Source organism: Bifidobacterium callimiconis (assembly GCF_003952005.1).
In the GTDB taxonomy this organism is placed as follows: domain Bacteria; phylum Actinomycetota; class Actinomycetes; order Actinomycetales; family Bifidobacteriaceae; genus Galliscardovia; species Galliscardovia callimiconis.
Genome location: NZ_QXGJ01000001.1, coordinates 64,784 through 87,619, shown reverse-complemented (window position 1 = coordinate 87,619; position 22,836 = coordinate 64,784). Strand labels below are relative to the sequence as shown.

General features: G+C 61.4%; 17 protein-coding genes. 13 read left to right on the top strand and 4 right to left on the bottom strand.

Annotation, left to right across the window (positions count from 1 at the left end; all coding sequences use genetic code 11):
- Window positions 1–73 precede the first annotated feature (73 nt).
- Window positions 74–442, top strand: a complete 369-nt coding sequence (locus D2E23_RS00430) for a metallopeptidase family protein (RefSeq protein WP_126029053.1) — start codon at window positions 74–76, stop codon at window positions 440–442.
- Entirely contained in the window at window positions 426–764 is a 339-nt protein-coding gene (locus D2E23_RS00425; RefSeq protein WP_338142168.1) for an acylphosphatase, read from the top strand. Before D2E23_RS00430 ends, D2E23_RS00425 begins: the two co-directional genes overlap by 17 nt.
- A gap of 39 nt (window positions 765–803) precedes the next feature.
- Here D2E23_RS00425 and D2E23_RS00420 read toward each other — a convergent pair whose 3' ends face one another.
- Together D2E23_RS00420 and D2E23_RS00415 are read right to left on the bottom strand one after the other, a co-directional pair.
- On the bottom strand, window positions 804–1,001 hold the full coding sequence (locus D2E23_RS00420; RefSeq protein WP_126029052.1) for a YbdD/YjiX family protein: 198 nt from the start codon (window positions 999–1,001) through the stop codon (window positions 804–806).
- 109 nt (window positions 1,002–1,110) lie between these two features.
- A complete protein-coding gene (locus D2E23_RS00415; protein WP_126029051.1) occupies window positions 1,111–3,510 on the bottom strand; it encodes a carbon starvation CstA family protein in 2,400 nt (799 codons plus the stop codon).
- Window positions 3,511–3,803: 293 nt separating this feature from the next.
- Between D2E23_RS00415 and uvrA the strand changes: the two genes are divergently transcribed.
- From uvrA to D2E23_RS00360, 11 genes are all read left to right on the top strand, one after another.
- Complete coding sequence (gene uvrA, locus D2E23_RS00410) at window positions 3,804–6,770, top strand: excinuclease ABC subunit UvrA (RefSeq protein ID WP_126029050.1); 2,967 nt, start codon at window positions 3,804–3,806, stop codon at window positions 6,768–6,770.
- A gap of 3 nt (window positions 6,771–6,773) precedes the next feature.
- Window positions 6,774–9,107 carry an excinuclease ABC subunit UvrC gene (gene uvrC, locus D2E23_RS00405; protein ID WP_241227156.1) on the top strand — a complete coding sequence of 778 codons (2,334 nt, stop codon included), beginning with the start codon at window positions 6,774–6,776 and terminating at the stop codon, window positions 9,105–9,107.
- A gap of 82 nt (window positions 9,108–9,189) precedes the next feature.
- Window positions 9,190–10,083 carry a shikimate dehydrogenase family protein gene (locus D2E23_RS00400; protein ID WP_126029049.1) on the top strand — a complete coding sequence of 298 codons (894 nt, stop codon included), beginning with the start codon at window positions 9,190–9,192 and terminating at the stop codon, window positions 10,081–10,083.
- A complete protein-coding gene (gene rapZ / locus D2E23_RS00395) occupies window positions 10,083–10,991 on the top strand; it encodes an RNase adapter RapZ (RefSeq protein WP_126029048.1) in 909 nt (302 codons plus the stop codon). Before D2E23_RS00400 ends, rapZ begins: the two co-directional genes overlap by 1 nt.
- Before the next feature lie 203 nt (window positions 10,992–11,194).
- Window positions 11,195–12,157, top strand: coding sequence for a DNA-binding protein WhiA (gene whiA / locus D2E23_RS00390; RefSeq protein ID WP_093959499.1), 963 nt, complete (start codon window positions 11,195–11,197; stop codon window positions 12,155–12,157).
- A 272-nt stretch (window positions 12,158–12,429) separates the two neighbouring features.
- A complete protein-coding gene (locus D2E23_RS00385; RefSeq protein ID WP_126029047.1) occupies window positions 12,430–13,638 on the top strand; it encodes a phosphoglycerate kinase in 1,209 nt (402 codons plus the stop codon).
- Between the two features lie 173 nt (window positions 13,639–13,811).
- Entirely contained in the window at window positions 13,812–14,612 is an 801-nt protein-coding gene (gene tpiA / locus D2E23_RS00380) for a triose-phosphate isomerase (RefSeq protein WP_164520599.1), read from the top strand.
- Window positions 14,613–14,701: 89 nt separating this feature from the next.
- Window positions 14,702–14,950, top strand: coding sequence for a preprotein translocase subunit SecG (gene secG, locus D2E23_RS00375; RefSeq protein ID WP_126029045.1), 249 nt, complete (start codon window positions 14,702–14,704; stop codon window positions 14,948–14,950).
- A 125-nt stretch (window positions 14,951–15,075) separates the two neighbouring features.
- A complete protein-coding gene (locus D2E23_RS00370) occupies window positions 15,076–15,912 on the top strand; it encodes an HAD family hydrolase (protein ID WP_126029044.1) in 837 nt (278 codons plus the stop codon).
- Window positions 15,913–16,300: 388 nt separating this feature from the next.
- Window positions 16,301–17,890 carry an aminotransferase class I/II-fold pyridoxal phosphate-dependent enzyme gene (locus D2E23_RS00365; RefSeq protein WP_126029043.1) on the top strand — a complete coding sequence of 530 codons (1,590 nt, stop codon included), beginning with the start codon at window positions 16,301–16,303 and terminating at the stop codon, window positions 17,888–17,890.
- A 253-nt stretch (window positions 17,891–18,143) separates the two neighbouring features.
- Entirely contained in the window at window positions 18,144–19,307 is a 1,164-nt protein-coding gene (locus tag D2E23_RS00360; protein WP_126029042.1) for a pyridoxal phosphate-dependent aminotransferase, read from the top strand.
- Window positions 19,308–19,420: 113 nt separating this feature from the next.
- Here D2E23_RS00360 and tal read toward each other — a convergent pair whose 3' ends face one another.
- Window positions 19,421–20,524, bottom strand: a complete 1,104-nt coding sequence (gene tal, locus D2E23_RS00355; RefSeq protein WP_093959510.1) for a transaldolase — start codon at window positions 20,522–20,524, stop codon at window positions 19,421–19,423.
- A 90-nt stretch (window positions 20,525–20,614) separates the two neighbouring features.
- On the bottom strand, window positions 20,615–22,717 hold the full coding sequence (gene tkt / locus D2E23_RS00350) for a transketolase (protein WP_126029041.1): 2,103 nt from the start codon (window positions 22,715–22,717) through the stop codon (window positions 20,615–20,617).
- Window positions 22,718–22,836: the final 119 nt, after the last annotated feature.

Sequence of the window (22,836 nt, the reverse complement as noted above, 5' to 3'; positions counted from 1 at the left end):
CTGGCCGTAATCGAAAAGTCTCCGGCATGGAGAACAGTGGATGCAACAGGCGTCATTGAGGATGGGAGACGGCATGCGCATCAGCGACGAGGAATTCGAGAAGGCCATCGAAGAAGCGCTGCAATTGATTCCGGCGCGCTTCCATCGGGCGTTGGACAACATTGGCATCGCGATGGATGACGAGCCGAACGAACGCGAACTCGCCACCATGGAGAGCGCATACGACGAATTGCTGGGATTATATGAGGGGATTCCACTGCCACAGCGGACGAACGGATACGGGGGAGTGATGCCGGACATCATCACCATCTTCAAAGGCCCTCACGAACGCATCTGCACCACCCATGAGGAACTCGTCACGCAGATACGCAAAACCGTGATGCACGAAATCGGTCACTACTTCGGTTTCGACGACGATTACCTCCATGCCCACGGATACTAAACCAGAGACCACAACCAACCGACGCAACCACATCATGACTCGCAGAGACACGACAACCCGCATACACATCATCGTCACCGGACTCGTCCAAGGAGTGGGATTCCGCTACTTCACCACAATCCAAGCCCGGCAATACGGGATCACCGGCTGGGTACGCAACAAGCACGACGGATCCGTCGAAATCGAAGCACAGGGCCAGGCCGACGCGCTCGGACAATTCACCGGGCAGCTCCGCAAAGGTCCGAGATGGAGCCAAGTGGAGCACGTCACCGTAACCCGCATGCCCGCACTCCCCGGAGAACGAACCTTCATGGTGAGATGACCCGTCAGCAAGAGATTGGCTGCCTAGTTGCCTAGTCGCCTAGCAGCAGCCGGTCGATTGATGCGTCTCATTGAAGTCGTCGCGGGCGCGCCAGAATTCGCGTTCGCTCATCGGCTCGTGATCGGGATGGTTGCGACGATGCCGCTCCACATACCGATCGTAGGCGTTTTCTCCGGTGAGGTCCCGCCAGAACGCACGGAACTCCTGCCATGTGGTACGGATGACAGCCATGTTCATTGTTCGTCTCCTTCATGGATAACCAAAACCATTGTGGCCGTCGAAACGGCTGGATGCCATTCCGACGGCCACAATGGATCATTGGGATCAGGTCACGACCGAACGTTCATCACGCCGGCTGCTTGACCTTGCCTTCCAGCTCGTCGCGCTGCTCGCGGCTGAGACCGGGGATGAGCTCCGGGTCGCCAACGATCGAATACTCCTTGACGAGCTTGCGGTCGAGCTTGGACGGGATCATCGTCACCGGGGCGAAGAAGTTCGATTCGACGAACGGATCCTCGCTGGTGGTGGTGTCCTTGGTGCGGACAGTCTGCACGATGCGCACCAGACCGCACACCATCACGAACGCCACGGTGACGAGGAACACCGCGGACAGCGTTCCCTGAATGAACGTGTTGCGCACGATCGCCTTCTCGATCTCGATCTGGGCCGGGTCGGTGAGCGTGGCGAGCTTCGCGTTGGCGTCACGCCACTGCTGCCAGTAGCCGACGGCGGAATCCGTGGAGAAGATCTTCTGCCACGAGGCCACGAAGGTGACGGCCGTGTCGAACACCAGCGGAATCACAGGGATCCACACATACTTGACGTAGCCCTTGCGCACCACCATCACGGTCACCACGAGCAGGGCCACGGCGGCGATCAGCTGGTTGGCGATACCGAACAACGGGTAGAGCGTCTGTATGCCGCCTCGCGGATCGGTCACGCCCATAAGCAGCAGCGAACCCCATGCGGCGACCACGACGGCCGTGCAGGACCATGCGCCGATGCGCCATGACGGATCCTTGAACTTGGGCCAGATGTTGCCCAACGCGTCGGACAGCTGGAAGCGGGCCACTCGGGTCACCGCGTCGACGGCGGAGAGGATGAACAGCGCCTCGAACATGATGGCGAAGTGGTACCAGAAGCCCATCATCGTCCGTCCGCCGCCGATCTGGTGAAGGATGTGCGCCATACCCACGGCCAGGGTCGGGGCGCCACCGGTACGGGAGACGACGGAAGGCTCGCCGACATCCTTGGCCAACTGACGGTAGGCGTCGGCGTCCTTGTAGACCTTGTCGTTGCCGTTCTCGTCCCAGGAGTCCCATTCGGCGTGAATCTTGTTGCCGTGCACATCGGTGACGCCGAGGTTCTGCACGGCGGCGGCCATGATGTCCTCCTTGTCCGTGGCTACCTGCACCACGGCCGGGCCGGCGAGCTTCTCACTGGTGGCCTCGGACGTGTTCATACCGAAGTAGATGCCCTGATTGAGGGAGATCGCCGCCACGATGGCCATCACGGCCACGAAGGATTCCATGAGCATGCCGGCGTAGCCGATCATGCGCACCTGGCTCTCCTTCTGGATCATCTTCGGCGTGGTGCCGGAAGAGACCATGGCGTGCATGCCGGACAGCGCACCACAAGCGATGGTGATGAACAGGAACGGGAAGATGGCACCTGCGAACACCGGGCCTTCGGTGTTGGTGGCAAACGCGGTGACGGCCGGCATCTCCACGATCGGACGCACGATGACGATGCCGAGGGCGAGGATGCAGATCGTGCCGACCTTCATGAACGTGGACAGGTAGTCACGCGGCGTGAGTAGCAGCCACACGGGAAGGATGGCGGCGAAGAAACCGTAGATCACCATGCACCACACTAGGGCGGTGGGCGACAGATGCAGATACTGGCCGAAGGATGATTCGGACACCCAGCGTCCGGCGATGATCACGAAGATCAGCACGGCGAAGCCGACGATAGAAACCTCGGTGATCTTGCCGGGCTGCACATAGCGCAGCCACAGGCCCATGCAGATGGCGATCGGGATGGTGCAGCCGACGGAGAACACGCCCCACGGGGATGCGGCGAGCGCGTTCACGCAGATCATGGCGAGCACGGCGAGCACGATCATGAGCATGACGAACACGATGATGGTGGCGACGGAGCCGCCGATCTTGCCGATCTCGTCCTTGGCCATCTGGCCGAGGGAGCGACCGCCACGACGCATGGAGAAGAACAGGACGAGCATGTCCTGTACGGCGCCGGCGAGGCATACGCCGACGATGATCCAGATCGTGCCGGGCAGGTAGCCCATCTGGGCGGCCAGGATCGGTCCGACCAGAGGTCCGGCGCCGGCGATGGCGGCGAAGTGGTGTCCGTAGAGCACGACGCGGTTGGTCGGGTCGAAGTCCTTGCCGTTGTTGATGCGTTCGGATGGTGTGGCATTGCGGTCATCGGGCCGCATGATCTTCTGCTGGATGTAGAGCGCATAGAAGCGGTAGGCGATCGCGTAGGTGCATACGGCGGCGATGACGAACCATAGCGTGTTCACCTCCTCGCCTCGGATCACGGCGATCATCAGCCATGCGAGCACCCCCAGTGCGGTGATGACCACCCAGATCGCCACTTTTTTCGGTGTCCACTTGTAGTCGGGTTCCACGCCGACCGGGACGCCCTGCTTGTTTCTGATGATTCGGGATTCTTCCTCCTTGGTGTAGGAGGGGATCCCTTCCTTTGCAGCCACTTTGCTCATGGCCCCTTCTCCTTACAGAAACGCGGCTCTGCGTTTCTGGTTTATAAAGGTACGTTGGAGGAAATTGATTGTCAATGCCATTTAGGGAAAATTCATCTACATGACGGCAAAAAGGTCGCATCGCGAAATATTGTCCGTATACTGGACCGCATTTTGGACATCTTCGCCGATGTCGAACAGTCGTTCGAAACAAGGGGTGAATTGCGCTATCCTTGAGTCCGGAAAACATCACGGCATGGCAATCCCGCACGAAGGGGACTTCTACGGGGGGATGAGGACAGCGAGGCACAGGAATGGCGATACGCGCGAACGCAGACACCACCGACTCCATCACATGGCTTCACGACGGCAAGGAAGCCGAGGGATCCCTGATCGCGGACTTGTCCGGCCTGCCCAACGACCGCAAGATCGTGGTGCAGGGCGCGCGCGAGCATAACCTGAAGAACGTGGATCTCGTCTTTCCCCGCAACCGGATGGTCGTGTTCACCGGCCTGTCCGGTTCGGGCAAGTCCTCGATGGCGTTCGACACCCTGTTCGCCGAGGGACAGCGTCGCTACGTCGAGTCGCTGTCCGCCTACGCCCGGCAGTTCCTCGGCCAGATGGACAAGCCCGATGTGGACTTCATCGAAGGCCTGAGCCCGGCCGTGTCCATCGATCAGAAGACCACGAACCGCAACCCGCGTTCGACCGTCGGCACCATCACCGAGGTGTACGACTACCTGCGTCTGCTGTTCGCCCGCACCGGCATCCCGCACTGTCCCGAATGCGGCGAGCTGGTCACAGCGCAGACGCCTCAGCAGATCGTCGACACGCTCATGGCCAGGCCGGAGCGCACCCGATTCCAGATCCTCGCCCCAGTGGTCAAGGGGCGCAAGGGCGAATTCGTGGAGACTATCGAGCTGCTTCGCTCCGATGGCTATGCCCGTGCGCTCATCGACGGCACGATGACGCAGCTGTCGGATGACATCAAGCTCACCAAGCAGAAGAAGCACACCATCGAGGTGGTGGTGGACCGTCTCGTGGTCAAGGATGGCATCCGCCAGCGGCTCACCGATTCCGTGGAGACGGCGCTCAAGCTTGCGAACGGCGTGGTGATCGCCGATTTCGTGGACGTGGACGAGCACAGTCCCGAACGTCGTCAGCCGTTCTCCGAGAAGCGCAGCTGTCCGAACGGCCATCAGCTGGAGCTCGACGAGATCGAGCCGCGTACGTTCTCGTTTAACGCGCCCTATGGCGCCTGCCCGGTGTGCACCGGACTGGGATTCAAGCTGGAGATCGACCCGGAACTGGTCATCTCCGACCCGGATAAGTCGCTGGCCGAAGGCGTGATCGAACCATGGTCGAATACCAAGACCACCTCGCAGTACTACGGCCACGTACTCGAAGGTCTTGCCGAGGATCTCGGATTCTCCATGGACACCCCATGGAAGGACCTGCCGAAGGATATCCGTCAGGCGATCATGTACGGCCACGACTTCAAGGTGAAGGTGTCGTACCGCAACCGCTGGGGACGCCTGCGCGAATACTCCACCGGATTCGAAGGCGTGGTGCGCACGCTGATGCGTCGCCACGACGAGACCGATTCCGATGCGATGAAGCAGTACTACGAGTCGTACATGCGCGAGGTGCCCTGCCAGGAATGCGGCGGCAAGCGACTCAAACCCGAGGTGCTTGCCGTAACCGTGGCCGGCAAATCCATCTTCGACGTGTGCGACATGCCCGTGCGCAAGGCACTGGCATGGGTGAACGGACTGAAGCTCACCGGCTCGGCCGCCATGATCGCCGGTGAAGTGCTCAAGGAGATCCGCGCAAGGCTCGGATTCCTCAACGACGTCGGCCTCGACTACCTGACCCTGTCACGCGCGGCCGCCACCCTGTCCGGAGGCGAGGCGCAGCGCATCCGACTGGCCACGCAGATCGGATCCGGACTGGTGGGTGTGATGTACGTGCTCGACGAACCATCCATCGGACTGCACCAGCGCGACAACGAACGCCTGATCGAAACGCTGCATCATCTACGAGACCTCGGCAATACACTGATCGTGGTCGAACACGATCAGGAAACCATCGAGGAGGCCGACTGGCTGGTCGACATCGGCCCCGGCGCCGGCGAACACGGCGGCGAGGTCGTCTACTCCGGCCCGGCGAGCCATCTGACCGAGGCCACGCGGTCCATCACCGGCGACTACATCGCCGGACGACGGGCCATCACGGTTCCCGAACAGCGGCGCAAGGTACGCAGGACCCGGTGCCTCACCGTCGTAGGCGCCCGCGAAAACAATCTCAAAAACATCAAGGTCGACTTCCCGCTGGGCGTGTTCACGTGCGTGACCGGCGTATCCGGCTCCGGCAAATCCACGCTGGTCAACACGATCCTCTACCCGGTGCTCGCCGATCGTCTCAACGGCGCGCGCATCGTACCGGGCAAACATACGCGAGTGGAAGGCGTCGACCAACTGCGCAAGGTCATCCACGTGGACCAGAACCCCATCGGCCGCACCCCGCGATCCAACCCGGCCACCTACACCGGCGTATGGGACAAGATCCGCCAGCTGTTCGCCAAGACCCCCGAAGCGCAGGTGCGCGGCTACGGACCAGGACGGTTCTCGTTCAATGTGAAGGGCGGCCGTTGCGAAGCCTGCCACGGCGACGGCACGCTCAAGATCGAGATGAACTTCCTGCCCGACGTCTATGTGGACTGCGAGGTTTGCCACGGCCAGCGGTATAACCGCGAGACCCTGGAGGTGAAGTACAACGGCAAGAGCGTGGCCGACGTGCTTAACATGCCCATCGAGGAGGCCGCCGACTTCTTCCGGGCCTACCCGTCCATCTCCCGGTACCTCAACACGCTGGTGGACGTCGGCCTCGGCTACATTCGCCTCGGCCAGCCCGCCCCCACGCTGTCCGGCGGAGAATCACAGCGCGTCAAGCTTGCCACCGAACTGCAAAAACGATCGGACGGCAAGACCATCTACATTCTCGACGAGCCGACCACCGGCCTGCACTTCGAGGACGTGCGCAAACTACTCGGCGTCCTGCAAAGCCTGGTCGACAAGGGCAATACGGTCATCGTGATCGAGCACAATCTCGACGTGGTCAAGTCAGCCGACTGGATCATCGACCTCGGTCCCGAAGGCGGTGACGGCGGCGGCACCATCGTCGCCCAGGGAACGCCCGAACAGGTGGCGCAATGCGAGGCATCATGGACCGGCCGCTTCCTCAAGCCGATGCTGGCCGCAACGGCGACATCGACGAGGTGACGCATGCCGTCGGGAATGATCGAACGACACGCGCCCGGCACATGGCGCAAGGCCGCCGAACAACTACAGCGTCAACAGGAGAGCACGGCCATGAACGATCCCGGCGATGTCACCGACTCCGCGGTCAACGTCAACGGAGCCCCGCTGCTCGGGGACTCCCGTGACCTGTTCCGCCCGAAAACCGGCGACATTCCCACGCAGCCGGGCGTCTATAAGTGGCGTGACGGCGAAGGCCGCGTGATCTACGTCGGCAAGGCGAAGAACCTGCGCAACCGTCTGACGAACTACTTTCAGCCGCTGTGCCAACTGCATCCGCGCACCCAGACGATGGTGCTCACCGCCCGCAGCCTCGAATGGACGGTGGTGGGCACCGAGCTCGAGGCCCTGACCCTCGAATACACGTGGATCAAGGAATTCGATCCACGATTCAACGTGGTGTTCCGCGACGACAAGACCTATCCGTATCTGGCACTGTCGGTCGGAGACGAGTATCCCCGCGTCTGGATCACCCGCAGCCGCAACCGTCGCGGCACCCGATACTTCGGGCCGTACGCGAAGGTATGGGAGGTCCGGCAGTCGCTTGACCTACTGCTCAAAAGCTTCCCTGTCCGCACCTGCACGGACAGCGCGTTCCGCAAGGCCCGTCTGACGAACCGCCCCTGCCTGCTCGCGTCGATCGGCAAATGCTCGGCGCCATGCGTGGGACGCGTCGGCGCCGACGAACACCGGCTCATGTGCGAGCGCCTCGTCGGCGTCATGACCGGGCGTCTCGGCAAATCGTACGTCGCCCAACTCACCGCGGAGATGAAGGCCGCAAGCGCCGAACTGGAGTTTGAGCGGGCCGCCAGGCTCCGTGACGAGATCACGATGCTCAACACGGTACTGCAGCGCAATGCGGTGGCGTTCGACTCCGATGTGGATGCGGATGTGTTCGGCTATGATGCGGATGAGCTCGAAGCCAGTGTGCACGCGTTCTTCGTACGGTCCGGCGCCATTCGCGGCGAGCGTAGCTGGAGTGTGGAACGCGTGGAGGACGTGGATGACGCCGATCTGATCGCCGATCTGATCACGCAGGTGTATGCCGATGTGGCAGGAGAATCGACGGAGCTTATGGCGCCTGTCTCGTCGGCAGGCGCGGTCGCGGTGTCGCGCAGTCGCGATGCGATCGGTCCCACGCAGCGTGTGACCGCTGTGGATGCGTCGGCCCGCGCTCAGGCCACGCGTTCGCGTAATTCCCGTCAGGAACTGACCGGGCGCGCCGATCTGTTGGCGCCGATCGCGCCGGTGCCGCGGGAGGTTATCGTGCCGGTCGAACCGTCCCGTCGTGAGGAATTGGAACGGTGGCTTTCCGGTCTCCGTGGTTCCGTGGTCACCATTCGCGTCGCATCGCGCGGCGAGAAAAGGGAGCTGATGGACCGGGCCACGGCGAACGCGAAGCAGTCGTTGCAGCGCAGCAAGATGAGCCGAATCAAGGATGTGGGCACCCGCACCGAGGCCATGAACGACGTGGCCCGGGCATTGGGGTTGAAGCAGGCTCCGTTGCGCATCGAATGCTACGACATTTCGAATACGGTCGGCGGCATCTATCAGGTCGCGTCGATGGTGGTGTTCGAGGACGGTGTCGCCAAGAAATCAGAATATCGGCGGTTCGCCATTCGCGGCAAGGACGGCAGGGGAGCGGTGGACGACACCACGGCCCTGTACGAGACGCTGACCCGCCGGTTCCGTCATGGCAACATCGCGGGAGATTCCGGCGAGAGCATGGACAATGAGCGTCGCGTCGCCTCGTCCATGAATGACCGTGCCGCCGACGCACGATCCGCGGCGGACTCGCCGTCGGATGCGGTCGTGCAGCAGAACACGGATCGTCGGCATTTCGCATACAAGCCGAACCTCATCGTGGTCGACGGCGGTCAACCGCAGGTGGCGGCCGCCGCCCGTGCCATGGCGGACTGCGGCGTGGATGATGTGGCGTTGTGCGGTCTAGCGAAGCGTCTGGAGGAGGTCTGGGTGCCGGATGACGACTATCCGGTCATTCTCAAACGACAGTCCGAGGGCATGTATCTGCTGCAGCGCGTGCGTGACGAATCGCACCGGTTCGCCATCACCTATCATCGTGAGGCGCGAACGAAGGGCGGTCTGCGTTCGGCATTGGACGCGATTCCCGGCATCGGATTGAATTATCAGAAGAAACTGCTGCAACGGTTCGGTTCGGTCAAAACGATGCGCGGAGCGAGCGTCGAGGATCTGATGGAGGTTCCCGGCATCGGAACGAAGAAGGCTCAGGCCATCTACGACGCCCTGCATGCCGACGAACATGGTCGAACGTCATCATGACGTCATACGGACGCATCTACAATCATCCATGGATAATCGGTTCCATGGGCTAGCATGAGACCCAGAGAGCAAGGAGCATTCGATGACAGAAATCAGGCACCGCGCGGCCGTGTTGGGCAAGCCCATATCGCATTCCCTGTCCCCGATCATTCACAACACCGCCTATAGGGCGATGGGATTGGACGGCTGGTTCTACGACAGTCATGAGGTGGACGAGCATACGCTGGGGGATTTCATCGGCGAGCTTGATCCCCGGTGGAGCGGTCTGAGCCTGACCATGCCGTTGAAGAAGGCGATCATGCCGATGGGCGAGCCCAGCAACCGTTGGGCCGAGAAGCTCGGCGTGGCGAACACCGCCATCTTCCGCTGGCGTCCCGAGGCGAGCGGCCCCGACATCAAGCTGTACAACACCGACGTGGCCGGCATCAATCTCGCCATCACCAATGCGATGAAACGCGACGGCGGGGAGGTTCCCGACGATATCCGCGGCAAGGGACTGGTCATCGGCAGCGGCTCGACCGCCACGTCCGCGATCGCCGCGTTCTCCACATTGCAGATCCAGCATGTGACCATCGCGGCACGTCATCCGGACAAGGCGCACGCTCTGGCACCTCTGGCGCAGACGTTCGGCATGAGCGTCGACGTGATCGCCCTCGGACAGATTCCGGAGATCGTCGGTGGCGAGCAGATCGTCGTCAGCACATTACCGTCGCACGCCGCGGACTCCACCGCTGCCGGCCTGGCCTCGCTCCGTCCCGGCAGCGTACGCGGCACACTGCTCGACGTCGTCTATGATCCCCGTCCCACCGCACTGATGTCCGCCTGGCGTCGTCTCGGCGGCATTGCGCTCGGCGGCGAGGAAATGCTCCTGTACCAGGCCATTCCACAGATCGCCTACATGACCGGCACCGATTTCGACGCCCTGCCGGCCAATCTTGATTCGACCATCCGTCACGCATTGGAGGAAGTGCTGTAATGAACGGTGCCGAAGTAAACGAGGAAGAACGCCCGCAGCCCGCCGATTCGTTTGAGGTGCTGCTGATCACCGGCATGTCCGGTGCAGGCCGTTCCCGTGCGGCTGACAGCGTGGAGGACATGGGCTGGTACGTGGTCGACAATCTGCCGCCGAACCTGCTGGTCCCGCTCGTCGACATGATGACCTCATCGGGTTCCAAGGTGCACAAGCTCGCCGCGGTCATCGACGTGAGGTCCCGATCCTACTTCGACGATCTCGCCCAGGTGCTCAGCCATCTGGACGATCTGGGCGTCAAATGCCGCATCCTGTTCCTGGATGCGGCCGACGACGTGCTCATCCAACGCTACGAGTCCGTCCGCCGCCCCCATCCGCTGCAGCACGGTCGTCGTCTGATCGACGGTATCGAAGAGGAGCGCGCACTTCTGGAGAACCTCAAGGAGCGTGCCGACATCGTCATCGACACCTCCACGCTGAGCATCCACCAGCTGTCCACCAAACTCTACGACGCATTGCTCGGCAAGGGACCGCAGACCGTGGCCGTCCACATCTTCAGTTTCGGATTCAAATACGGAATCCCGCTGGATGCCGACTTCGTCGCCGATGTACGATTTCTGCCCAACCCATTCTGGGTTCCCCAATTGCGTGAACTCACCGGCAACGACAAGGCAGTGAGCGACTATGTGCTCTCCAGCGACGGTGCCACAAAGTTCCTTGACTCCTACACCGACGCCATCCTCACCGCCATCGCCGGATATTCGCGGGAGGACAAGCACTTCGTGACCATCGCCATCGGATGCACTGGCGGCCAGCACCGTTCCGTGGCCATGAGCCGGGCGCTGGCGAAGCGTCTGAGCGCCAAGGGACTCAACGTCACCGTCTCGGCACGAGAGCTGAAGAAACACCACTGACTCCGATCCCCCCGACCCGGTCCCGCCGGGTCGGATTCTCCCCGTTATCTCACATCCTGAAAACCTTTGGATGAGGAACGGTACGAACACCGTTTTTGTCCACCTGATTCTGTAACACAGAAGATCGGTGCATACGACAGCCCGAACGGCGATACTCGATCGACACCCCCATTGAAGCTGTACAATTTAAAGGAGGTTAGCTCTTGGCTCTGGTTGATGAAGTCAAAAGCGAACTGGCCGCAATCGATGACGAACTGCCTGCCGCCAAGAAGGCGCAAGCGGCTGCGATGATCCGTTTCGGAGGCGGCTTGCACCTCATCCAACGTCACATCGTCGTCGAAAGCCAGTTTGATTCACTGGATGCAGCCCAGTGGCTTCAGCGTACCATTCAGGAAGTCTACGGACATGAGGCCGATCTGATCAAGGTGGCCCGCAAGACCCCCACCGGCACCGTCGAACGATACTCGGTGCGCGTGCTCAAGGCCGGTGGCGCTCTGGCATTGCAGTCCGGTCTTCTCGATCGTCGCAAGCGTCCCGTCCGCGGCCTGCCCGCGGAGATCGTCTCCGGCAACATCGCCCAGATCAAGGCCGCATGGCGCGGTGCGTTCCTTGCGCACGGCGAACTGTCCGACCCTGGCAAGGCCAGCTATCTCGAGATCGTCTGCCCGGGTTCGGAAGCCGCCCTGGCTCTCGTCGGTGCGGCACGACGTCTTGGCATCACCGCCAAGGCACGTCAGGTGCGTAGCTCCGAACGTGTGACGCTGCGCGACCCCGACGTGATCGAGCGCATGCTCACCCTGATGGGAGCCACGCGCACGGCCCGTGAATGGAGCGGCAAGCGCAACGACGGCGAATACCGCGGCAAGGCGAACCGTCTGGCAAACTTCGACGACGCGAACATGAGGCGTAGCGCCAAGGCCGCCGTCGAGGCCAGTGAAAAGGTGCAGAAGGCGTTCAAGATCCTGGGCGACGACGTCCCCGAAAATCTGCGTGCCGCCGGGCAGCTTCGTCTTGACCATCGTGACGCCAGCCTCGAGGAGCTCGGTCGTCTCGCGGATCCGCCCGTGACTAAGGACGCGATCGCAGGCCGTATTCGTCGTCTCCTGCAGCTCGCCAACAAGGTGGAGAAGCAGCGGGCCGCCGCCGCGGCCGCCGAACAGGAGTGATACGCCATTCTCGCTTGAACAGGCCGATGACCATATGAATCATGTGAGTCACCAGGCCATGCGTTCGCTCAGTCGTCAACGGGTGTCGTCCGGCATGGTCCGGAACGGCACCCGTTTTCGTTTGCATGGATTTTCGCGCCACTCCCGAAATCCGTGAATACGCGACATCAGGCGCCGCGTTAATAGGTTTTTTCCCTCTGGCACGGTAAGATTCCTTAATGGCGCAGCACATGCGGATTGTTTTGTCCGCGCCGCAGCAGGAAAGGATATCAATGAAAACTCTCAAGGATCTAGGAAATCTTCAGGGCAAGCGCGTTCTGGTGCGTGCTGATTTCAACGTTCCGCTTGATGGCACGACCATTACCGACGATGGCCGTATCAAGGCAGCCCTGCCGACCATCAAGAACCTGCGCGAGCAGGGTGCCAAGGTCATTCTGATGGCCCACCTCGGCCGTCCGAAGGGCAAGGTCGTCCCCGAGCTGAGCCTCGCCCCCGTGGCTGCCCGCCTCGGCGAGCTGCTGGGCATCAGCGTGCCGCTGGCCAAGGACACCTACGGTGAGGACGCTCAGGCCAAGGTCGCTGCCATGCACGATGGCGACGTGGTGCTGCTGGAGAACGTCCGCTTCAACCCGGAGGAGACCAGCAAGGATCCCGAGGTGCGTGCCCCGTACGCCAAGAAGATCGCCGCTCTGGGCGACGTCTTCGTCTCCGACGGCTTCGGCGTGGTGCACCGCGCTCAGGGCTCCAACTACGACGTTGCCGCCGATCTGCCGGCCGCCGCAGGCCTGCTGGTCGAGAAGGAAGTCACCGCACTGTCCAAGGCCACCGAGAACCCTGATCGTCCGCTGACCGCCGTGCTCGGCGGCGCCAAGGTCGCCGATAAGCTCGGCGTCATCTCCAACCTTCTGGGCAAGGTCGACCGCCTCATCATCGGCGGCGGCATGGCCTACACCTTCCTCAAGGCCCTCGGCTACGAGGTCGGCAACTCCCTGCTCGACGAGAGCAACATCGAAACCGTCAAGGGCTACATGGAGACCGCCAAGAAGAACGGCGTCGAGCTCCTGCTGCCGATCGACATCGTCGTGAACCCCGGCTTCCCGGCCGGCGATGACGCGGTCATCGACCCCAAGGTCGTCAAGGCCGACGCCATTCCGTCCGACGAGGAGGGCCTGGACATCGGTCCGGAGACCCGTAAGCTGTTCCACGACAAGATCGTCGACTCCAAGACCGTCGTGTGGAACGGCCCGATGGGCGTGTTCGAGATCCCGACCTTCGCCGAAGGCACCAAGGCCGTGGCCGAAGCTCTGGTCGACGCCACCCACGCGGGTGCGTTCACCATCGTCGGCGGTGGCGACTCCGCAGCCGCCGTGCGTAACCTCGGCTTCCCGGAGGATGGCTTCTCGCACATCTCCACCGGTGGTGGTGCCTCCCTCGAGTTCCTCGAGGGCAAGGAGCTGCCGGGCCTGAGCGTTCTCGAGTAGTTTCGCCTTTCTGCTGACTCCCCGGCAGTCCGTCTGCGCCGCCGCGCGCGTGCGGACTGTCGGGGAGTCTGCATGTCATCGAGCCGATATCAGTCCCAATCCAACATCAACATCGCGTTTCCGTCGATCAGGCATTCGATCGGCATCGGTCCCGCGCAGCAACAAGGAGCATCATGGCACGCACACCGGTGGTGGCCGGCAACTGGAAGATGAACTTCGACCATCTCGAAGCCACATATTTCGTACAGAAACTGGCGTGGACACTCCGTGACGCCAACTTCGACTTCAAACGCTGCGAAGTGACGCTTATGCCGCCGTTCACCTCAATCCGCAGCGTCCAAGTGCTCATCGACGCGGACCGTCTCAAACTCACCTACGGCGCACAGGCCGTGTCGGTGACCAATCAGGGCGCGTTCACCGGTGACGTCTCGGCCGACATGCTCGCCCGCCTCGGCTGCAGTTATGTACTGGTCGGTCACTCCGAACGCCGCAAATACCATCCTGAGGATGACGCGAACATCGTCGATCAGGTACGTGCCGTGCTGGCGGCCGGCATGCGTCCCATCCTCTGCGTGGGCGAAAGCTTCGAGGAACGTCGACAGGGCATCGAACTGGAATTCGCCGTCGGCCAGGTACAGGATGTGATCCGTGACCTTTCCGATAAGGAGGCGGAGCGCATGCTCATTGCATACGAACCCGTCTGGGCCATCGGCACCGGCATGGTGGCCACACCCGAATCGGCGCAGCAGGCCGCGGCCGCCATCCGATCCCATCTGGGAGAAGTGTATGGCGAAGGGGTATCGGACAAGGTCCGTATTCTCTACGGCGGATCCGTGAACGCCTCGAACGCCACCCAGCTCATGCAGGAGGGACGTGACATCGACGGATTCCTCGTCGGAGGTGCTTCTCTCGATGCCGACGAGTTCGCAACGATCGCACGTCTGACGGCCAAGGCCGCACGAAACCGTCGCTAACCGGATTCCCGTCAGTTTTTCCTGCAAAACATCGGCATTTATCCCATACGTGGGGTATCCTTGCTAAGAGTCGTAATTCGGAGGTAACCGTGGCCATTGTCAAGATCGTTCTTGAAATCATCGTCGTGCTGGCCAGCATTCTGCTGACCCTGCTGATCCTTATGCACAAGGGCAAGGGCGGCGGCCTGTCCGACATGTTCGGCGGCGGCCTGACCGCGAACGCCGGCACTTCCGGTGTGGCGGAAAAGAACCTGAACCGTCTTACCGTTATCGTCGCTCTGATCTGGGTGGCTATCATCATTGCGCTGGGACTCATGGCCAAGTACGGTCTCATCTGATCCCATTCATATCGTTTCAGGGCCCGTGGCTGATCTTGCCGCGGGCCTTGTCATTTGTCCGTTATCCCATACGGGCCCGGTTCCGGAAAACGCCAGTCAGCTTGTCATAAGGAGAACCCGCTGTCATGACCGACCTCGAAACTCCCCGCCTGATCGTCGCCGACCTCGACGGCACGTTGCTGCATGATTCCGACACATTCGAAGGACGATTCATCACGCAACGGACCATCGACGCGATCAACCGCATGCACGATAGGGGAGTGCGGTTCGCCGTGGCAACGGCACGACCAGTCAGCACCGCACTCGAACTTGTCGATCGTCTCCCCGTCGACGCCTGCGCCTATCTCAACGGCGCGCTCATCGACCTTGATCCGACACGATCCGACTATGACATGCTCACCACCGGCGCCGTTCCCGACGACGGACATCTGCTCCGACTCGGTTTCTCCTCACGACGGGCCTGCGAGGTCTGCCGATTCCTGCTGGAGGAGTTTCCCGGCATTCGTATCGGCATCGTAATGAACGATATCCGATACACTAACTTCGATGTTCGTGAACTCTGGAAAACACAGACGTTCCGGTACACCGACTTCACCGATGTACCCGAAGGCACCGCCGACAAGATCATCATCCTACCGAAGCCGGAACAATGGGATCGACTGCGCACAATGATTCCTCCTGACTTCGATGTCAGCATCAGCGAAGGCGTGATGTGGATGCTCATGAATCCGCTGGCCAACAAGAGCCATGCGTTGGATCTGCTGTGCGCCAAGTTTGAGATCCCATTGAACTCCACCGCAACGTTCGGCGACGATCTTATCGACATCACCATGCTGCAACGAGCCGGTAGGGGAGTCGCCGTCGCCAATGCCGTGCCACAAGTATTGAACATTGCCGACGAGATTTGCCCGTCCAACAATGAGGACGGCGTTGCGCAATGGATCGAAAGTAAATTGAACTAGACCGTCGAGACTCCGGCCCATGTCGGATCCCTCTCTCCGAGAGGATGGATATACGCACGTATAGTGCAATCGCGGGGAATCTACTTGCATTCATGTTTTGTCACATAATGTAGTCATTCACTTGAGAGTTCAATTTACATACGTTGTTGTCATCATTTTTTCATAGTTGTTAATCAAAATCTTGCATTTATATATCAATACAAACGTTGTCACCATTGCTTTTCAAGGTTTTCATTCTTTTTACAGCTTATGTAAATTCAATATTGAACTCATGATTTCATATGACCACGTTTGCAACGTCCATATTCCGAACCCGTGCGTTTCCTTTACCTCCCTCGTGCTAATCTTTGAACCAGCATTTCAATAAGTTGAACTTCCGAGGAGTGATATGAGTCGGGAAACGTTCGCCAAGCGGTTGAACTCCGCCATGTCCCTACGTCATATGAAACAGATCGACGTGGTGCGTGCCGCACAAAGACAGGGTCTGAAACTCGGCAAAAGTCACATCAGCCAATACGTCAGCGGCAAGACGGTGCCTCGCGTCGACACCCTGCGATTCCTGGCCGCCACGTTGAACGTCAATGACCAATGGCTGCACGGTGACGACGTCCCCATGGAACGGAACGATTCGTCCAATGATGCCGGCATCACAGAACAGACGTCGGTATCAGACGGAACGACGCCAGACACCATACCCGCGCCATCCAAGACCTCCAACACGCATCACACCACACCAAACACCACGATCCCGGAAGGACGACTCATGCGACGCTTCACCAAATCCACCAAACTCGACAATGTGCTCTATGACGTACGAGGCCCGGTGGTCGACGAAGCGGCCCGAATGGAGGCCACCGGCACGCACGTGCTCAAGCTGAACATCGGCAACCCCGCGCCGTTCGGATTCCGCACCCCGGACGAGGTGATCTACGACATGGCCCACCAGCTGCCCGACTGCGAAGGCTACTCGGCATCCAAGGGCCTGTTCTCCGCACGCAAGGCCATCATGCAGTACTCGCAGCTGAAGAACCTGCCGAACGTGAGCATCGACGACATCTATACCGGCAACGGCGTCAGCGAGCTGATCAACCTGTCGATGTCCGCGCTGCTCGACAACGGCGACGAGGTCCTCATCCCCAGCCCCGACTATCCGCTGTGGACCGCCTGCGTCAACCTGGCCGGTGGCACCGCCGTGCACTACCTGTGCGATGAGCAGTCCGAATGGTATCCGGACATCAACGACATGCGCGCCAAGATCACCGACAAGACCAAGGCGATCGTCGTCATCAACCCGAACAATCCCACCGGCGCACTTTATCCGAAGGAAGTGCTTCAGCAGATCGTCGATCTCGCCCGCGAACACCAGCTCATGATCTTCTCCGACGAGATCTACGACCGTCTGGTCATGGACGGTCTGGAGCATATCTCCATCGCGTCGCTCGCCCCCGACCTGTTCTGTGTAACGTTCTCCGGCCTGTCGAAGTCCCATATGATTGCCGGTTATCGCGTCGGCTGGATGGTACTGAGCGGCAACAAGAACGTGGCGAAGGACTACATCGAGGGCATCAACATGCTCACGAACATGCGCATCTGTTCGAACGTGCCCGCACAGTCGATCGTGCAGACCGCGTTGGGTGGCCATCAGAGCGTCAACGACTACATCGTGCCCGGCGGTCGCATCTACGAGCAGCGCGAATACATCTACAACGCGCTGAACTCGATTCCCGGCGTGACCGCGGTCAAGCCAAAGGCGGCGTTCTACATCTTCCCGAAGCTCGATGTGAAGAAGTTCAACATCAGCGACGACGAGCAGTTCGCACTCGACCTGCTGCACGACGAACGCATCCTGATCACGCGCGGCGGCGGCTTCAACTGGCACGAGCCGGATCACTTCCGCATCGTCTACCTACCCCGCATCGAGGTCCTCAAGGACGCCACCGCCAAGCTCACCGACTTCCTCAGCTACTACCGCCAGTAGATTCGACAGTTCGACGTTTGGCGGAGTTCCCATCGCCTATGCTCGGAATGTTCACGCACTTGACAAACCGAATTGGTTCCTCCGTCATTACGGATTCTGGAAGCCGCCGGCCGTGACCTTCCTCGACATAGACTGATTGCCCGGTCTGCGAAAAATACTCCGAAGAACATAGGACAATATGAGCTCCCGCAACATCGCCGTGTATACAATGCCCTTGCGATTGTCATATGAATGAACGAACAGGGAGGGCCGCATGCCGATTGTGTCTCAACGTGCTCGTGAGGCGCTGTATCCCAGCGTCCGAGAGATGTTCGAATTGGCGGCTCAGGAGCCGGACGCCATATCGTTTGCGATAGGGGAGCCGGGGTTCGATACGCCGCGTTCGATGATCGATGTGGCGTATGCCGCAGCCGTGCGTGGCGATACCCATTACACGCCAAACCGGGGTGCGGCCGACCTGCGCAGGGCTTGGTGCGACTATCGTCGTTCGCATGATGGGCTCGACTATGATCCGGACGGAGAGATCATCATCACTGCCGGCGGCATGGAGGCGATCTATCTGGCGTTGATCGCCACGCTGGACATCGGCGACGACATCCTCATCCCGGACCCCGGCTATGCGAACTACTTCGGACAGGTACGCATGGTCCACGCAAACGTGGTGCCGGTCCCGCTGTTCGCCGATCACGGATTCCGCATGCGTGCGGCTGATGTCGAAGCGGCGATCACTCCGAGGACCAAGGTGCTGCTGCTCAATTCCCCGTCGAATCCCACCGGCGCGATCATCGACCCCGACGAACTCGCCGCCATCGCCGAGGTGGCGGTCAAGCATGACCTGTGGGTGATCAGCGATGAGGTATACCGGGCCTTCGTCTACGACGATGACGTCCGTTGCCTGTCCATTGCGTCAATGCCAGATATGGGGGAGTGGACCATCGTCGTGGATTCGTTCTCGAAGACGTTCGCCATGACCGGGTGGCGCATCGGCTGCGCATTCGGTCCGAAATCGATCATCGACCAGATGACGATCATGCAGGAGAACGTCGTATCCTGCGTTCCCGGCGCATTGCAGACCGGCGCCGCGGCCGCCCTGGAAAACGGTTCGGATATCCTTCCCACGATGAAGACGGCGTATCGGGCCAACCGGGATATGGTCGTATCCGCCATTGCCGACATGCCGTTGGTGAGTTGCAACGTACCGGATGGCGCGTTCTATGTGCTGGTGGATGTCTCCGCCACGGGTATGGACGACCATGAGTTCGCCGTTCGGCTGTTGCATGAGGGCAAGGTCGTGGTCACCCCGGCGTCGGGATTCGGCTCCCGCGGCAGGGGATTCGTGCGAATGTCGTACGTGGGCACGGCTCAGGCCACTGCCGAGGGACTACGCCGCATGCGCGTATGGCTGGAAAGTCTGTAGGACACTTGACACTTTCAGTGGATATGCAAAAGGGCTCCGATCCAATTGGATCGGAGCCCTTGGTCCATTGTTATGCAACTCGCATTAGGCGAATCGCATAACGGTCAGGAGTCTCAGCCGTTGACGCGGTCGATACCGGCCTGCACGTCGGCGAGCACGGAGTCCCAGGACTTGATGAAGGCGGCGACACCGTCGGCCTCGAGCTTGTCGGTGACGGCCTTGAAGTCGATGCCCAGGTCGGCGAGCTTGGCCATGACGGCGTGGCTCTCCTCGTAGGTGCCCGGGATGGTCGGGGCGCCGTTGCCGTGGTCAGCGAGAGCGTTCAGGGTCTTCTCCGGCATGGTGTTCACGATGTGCGGGGCGACGAGCTCGTCCACGTACACGCAATCGGAGTAGGCCGGGTTCTTGGTGCCGGTGGAGGCCCACAGCGGACGCTGCTTCTTGGCGCCCTTGGCCTCGAGAGCGGCCCAGCGCGGATCCTCGGCGAACTTCTTCTCGAACAGCTCGTAAGCCAGACGGGCGTTGGCGATGGCGGCCTTGCCTTCGAGGGCCTTGGCCTCATCGGTGCCGATCTCCTCGAGCTTCTTGTCCACGGCGGTGTCCACGCGGGAGACGAAGAAGGAGGCGACGGAGCCGATGTGCTCCAGCGGGTGACCGTTGGCGTCAGCCTGGGCGATGCCCTCGATGAAGGCGTCGATGACCTGCTCGTAGCGCTCGAGCGAGAAGATCAGGGTGACGTTCACGGAGATGCCCTTGGCCAGGGTGGCGGTGATGGCCGGCAGGCCTTCCAGGGTGGCAGGGATCTTGATCATCGCGTTCGGACGGTTGACCTTCTCCCACAGCTCCACAGCCTGCTTCTCGGTGGCTTCGGTCTCGTGGGCGAGGCGGGGATCCACCTCGATGGAGACGCGGCCGTCGACGAAATCGGTCTTCTCAGCGATCTCGCGGAAGATGTCGGTGGCGTTGCGCACGTCGGTGGTGGTGAGCTCGCGGATGGCGGTCTCAACATCGACCTTGCCGAGCTCCTTGAGCTGGGCGTCGTACGGACCGACCTGGCTCAGGGCCTTCTGGAAGATGGAGGGGTTGGTGGTCACACCGACGACGTTCTTGTCGGCGATGAGCTCCTGCAGGTTGCCGGACTCAATGCGGGTGCGGGACAGATCGTCCAGCCAGATGGAAACGCCGGAATCGGACGTACGCTGAGTTGCAGCAGTCATAGTGTTTTTCTCCTTGTTTCTTTCATTCCGTCTCCCCTTGATCGGAAAAAGGGGAGACGGAAAATCTTTATTGCCGGTTACCGGTACGGATCAGGCGTTGGCCTCGGCGATGGACGCCTTGGCGGCCTCGACCACGTGCTCGGCGGTGATGCCGAGGTCGATCAGGTTCTGCGCGCCGTCACCCTGCAGACCGAACTGCTCGATGGACACGGGCTTGCCGTAGGAGCCGAGGTACTTGTACCAAGGCATGGCAACACCGGCCTCGACGGACACGCGGGCCTTCACGGAAGCCGGAAGCACGGCCTCCTTGTAGTCGGCGTCCTGCTCCTCGAACCACTCGAGCGACGGAGCGGAGACCACGCGGGCCTTCACGCCTTCGGCAGCGAGGGTCTTGGCGGCCTCGACGGCCAGCTGCACTTCGGAACCGGTGGCCATGAGGATGACGTCCGGGGTGCCCTCGGTGTCGACGAGCACGTAGGCGCCCTTCTTCACACCGTCCTTGGCCTTGGCAGCGGTCTCGGCGAGCACCGGCACGCCCTGGCGGGAGAGCACGAGAGCCGACGGCAGCGTGTTCTTCTTCTCGAAGAAGTAGCGGTAGGCCTCGGCGGTCTCGAAGGCGTCGGCCGGGCGAACGACCTCAAGCTGCGGCATGGCGCGGAAGGAGGCCAGGTGCTCGATCGGCTGGTGGGTCGGACCATCTTCGCCGACGGCGACGGAATCGTGCGTCCAGATGTACAGGTTCGGGATCTCCATGAGGGCGGCCAGACGGACGGCGGAACGCTCGTAGTCGGAGAACATGAAGAAGGTGCCACCGAACGGGCGGGTGTGGGAACCCAGCAGGATGCCGTTGGTGATGCAGCCCATGGCGAACTCGCGAACGCCGAAGTGGAGCTGACGGCCGAACTCGTTGCAGACCGGCCACTGCTTGGTGGCGCACTCCTCGGGAGCGAAGGTGGCCGCGCCCTTGAGATCGGTCTTGTTGGAGCCGCCGAGATCGGCGGAACCGCCCCACAGTTCGGGCATGACGGCGGCGATGGCGTTGAGCACGGAGCCGGAGGCGCCACGGGTGGCGACCTTCTTGCCCACCTCGAACGTGGCCTCGAGATCATCGATGGCCTTGTCGAAGCCTTCGGGCAGCTCGCCGGCCTTCAGGCGGTCGTACAGAGCGGCCTTGTCGGGGTTGGCCTTGCGCCACTCCTCGTACTTCTTGTCCCACTCGGCGTGGGCGGCCAGACCGCGCTCGGCGACCTTGCGGGCGTGGGCGAGGGCCTCCTCGTCGACCTGGAAGCTCTTCTCCGGGTCGTAGCCGAGCAGCTCCTTGAGGCCGGCGACGGCCTCGGCGCCCAGCTTGGAGCCGTGGGAGGACGGGTCGTTGGTCTTGCCCGGGGTCGGCCATGCGATCAGGGAGTGGACCTTGATGAGCTTCGGCTGATCGGGGGCTTCCTTCTCGGCCTTGGCGATGACGTCGGCCAGACCCTCGATGTCCTCCTTGTAGGAGCCGTCGGGCTGGATGAAGCTGAACTCGTCGGTGTACCAGCCGTAGGCCTGGAAGCGCTTGAGCACGTCCTCGGCCAGCACCAGGTTGGTGTCGCCTTCGATCTGGATGCGGTTGGCATCGAAGATCACGGTCAGGTTGCCGAGCTTCTGGTTGGCGGCAAGAGCGGCGGCTTCGCCGGAGATGCCTTCCTCGATGTCGCCTTCACCGCAGATGGCCCAGATCTTGTGGTAGAAGGGGGAGTCTTCCTTCTTGGTCTCCGGGTCGAGCAGACCGCGCTGGAAACGCTCGCCGTAGGCGAAGCCGATGGCGGAGGCGAAGCCCTGGCCCAGCGGACCGGTGGTCATTTCGATGCCCGGGGTCAGGCCGTACTCGGGGTGGCCCGGGGTGTGGGTGTCGGCGCCGCCACGGAAGTGCTTGAGATCGTCCAGGGTCAGGCCATAGCCGGAGAAGTACAGCTGGACGTACTGGGTGAGGGAGGCGTGGCCACCGGAAAGGATGAAGCGATCACGACCCTCCCAATTGGGATCGTTCGGATCATGCTTGATGAAATGCTGGTAAAGGGTGTAGGCGATAGGTGCCAGCGAGACGGGGGAACCGGGGTGGCCGCTTCCTGCGTTCTCGACCGCATCAGCCGAAAGGACCTTGGCCATCTTGATGGCGCGCTCGTCCAGTTCGGTCTCCTTGAATTCGGTCATGGATCAACTTTCCTTCCAATCGGATGGAACCAGCGCGCCCGTTCCGGCCGCCGTGCATGCACGGACGAATAGAACGTGCGCATTGGCTTCATTTGCCCTTTTATGCTAACCCAGTATGG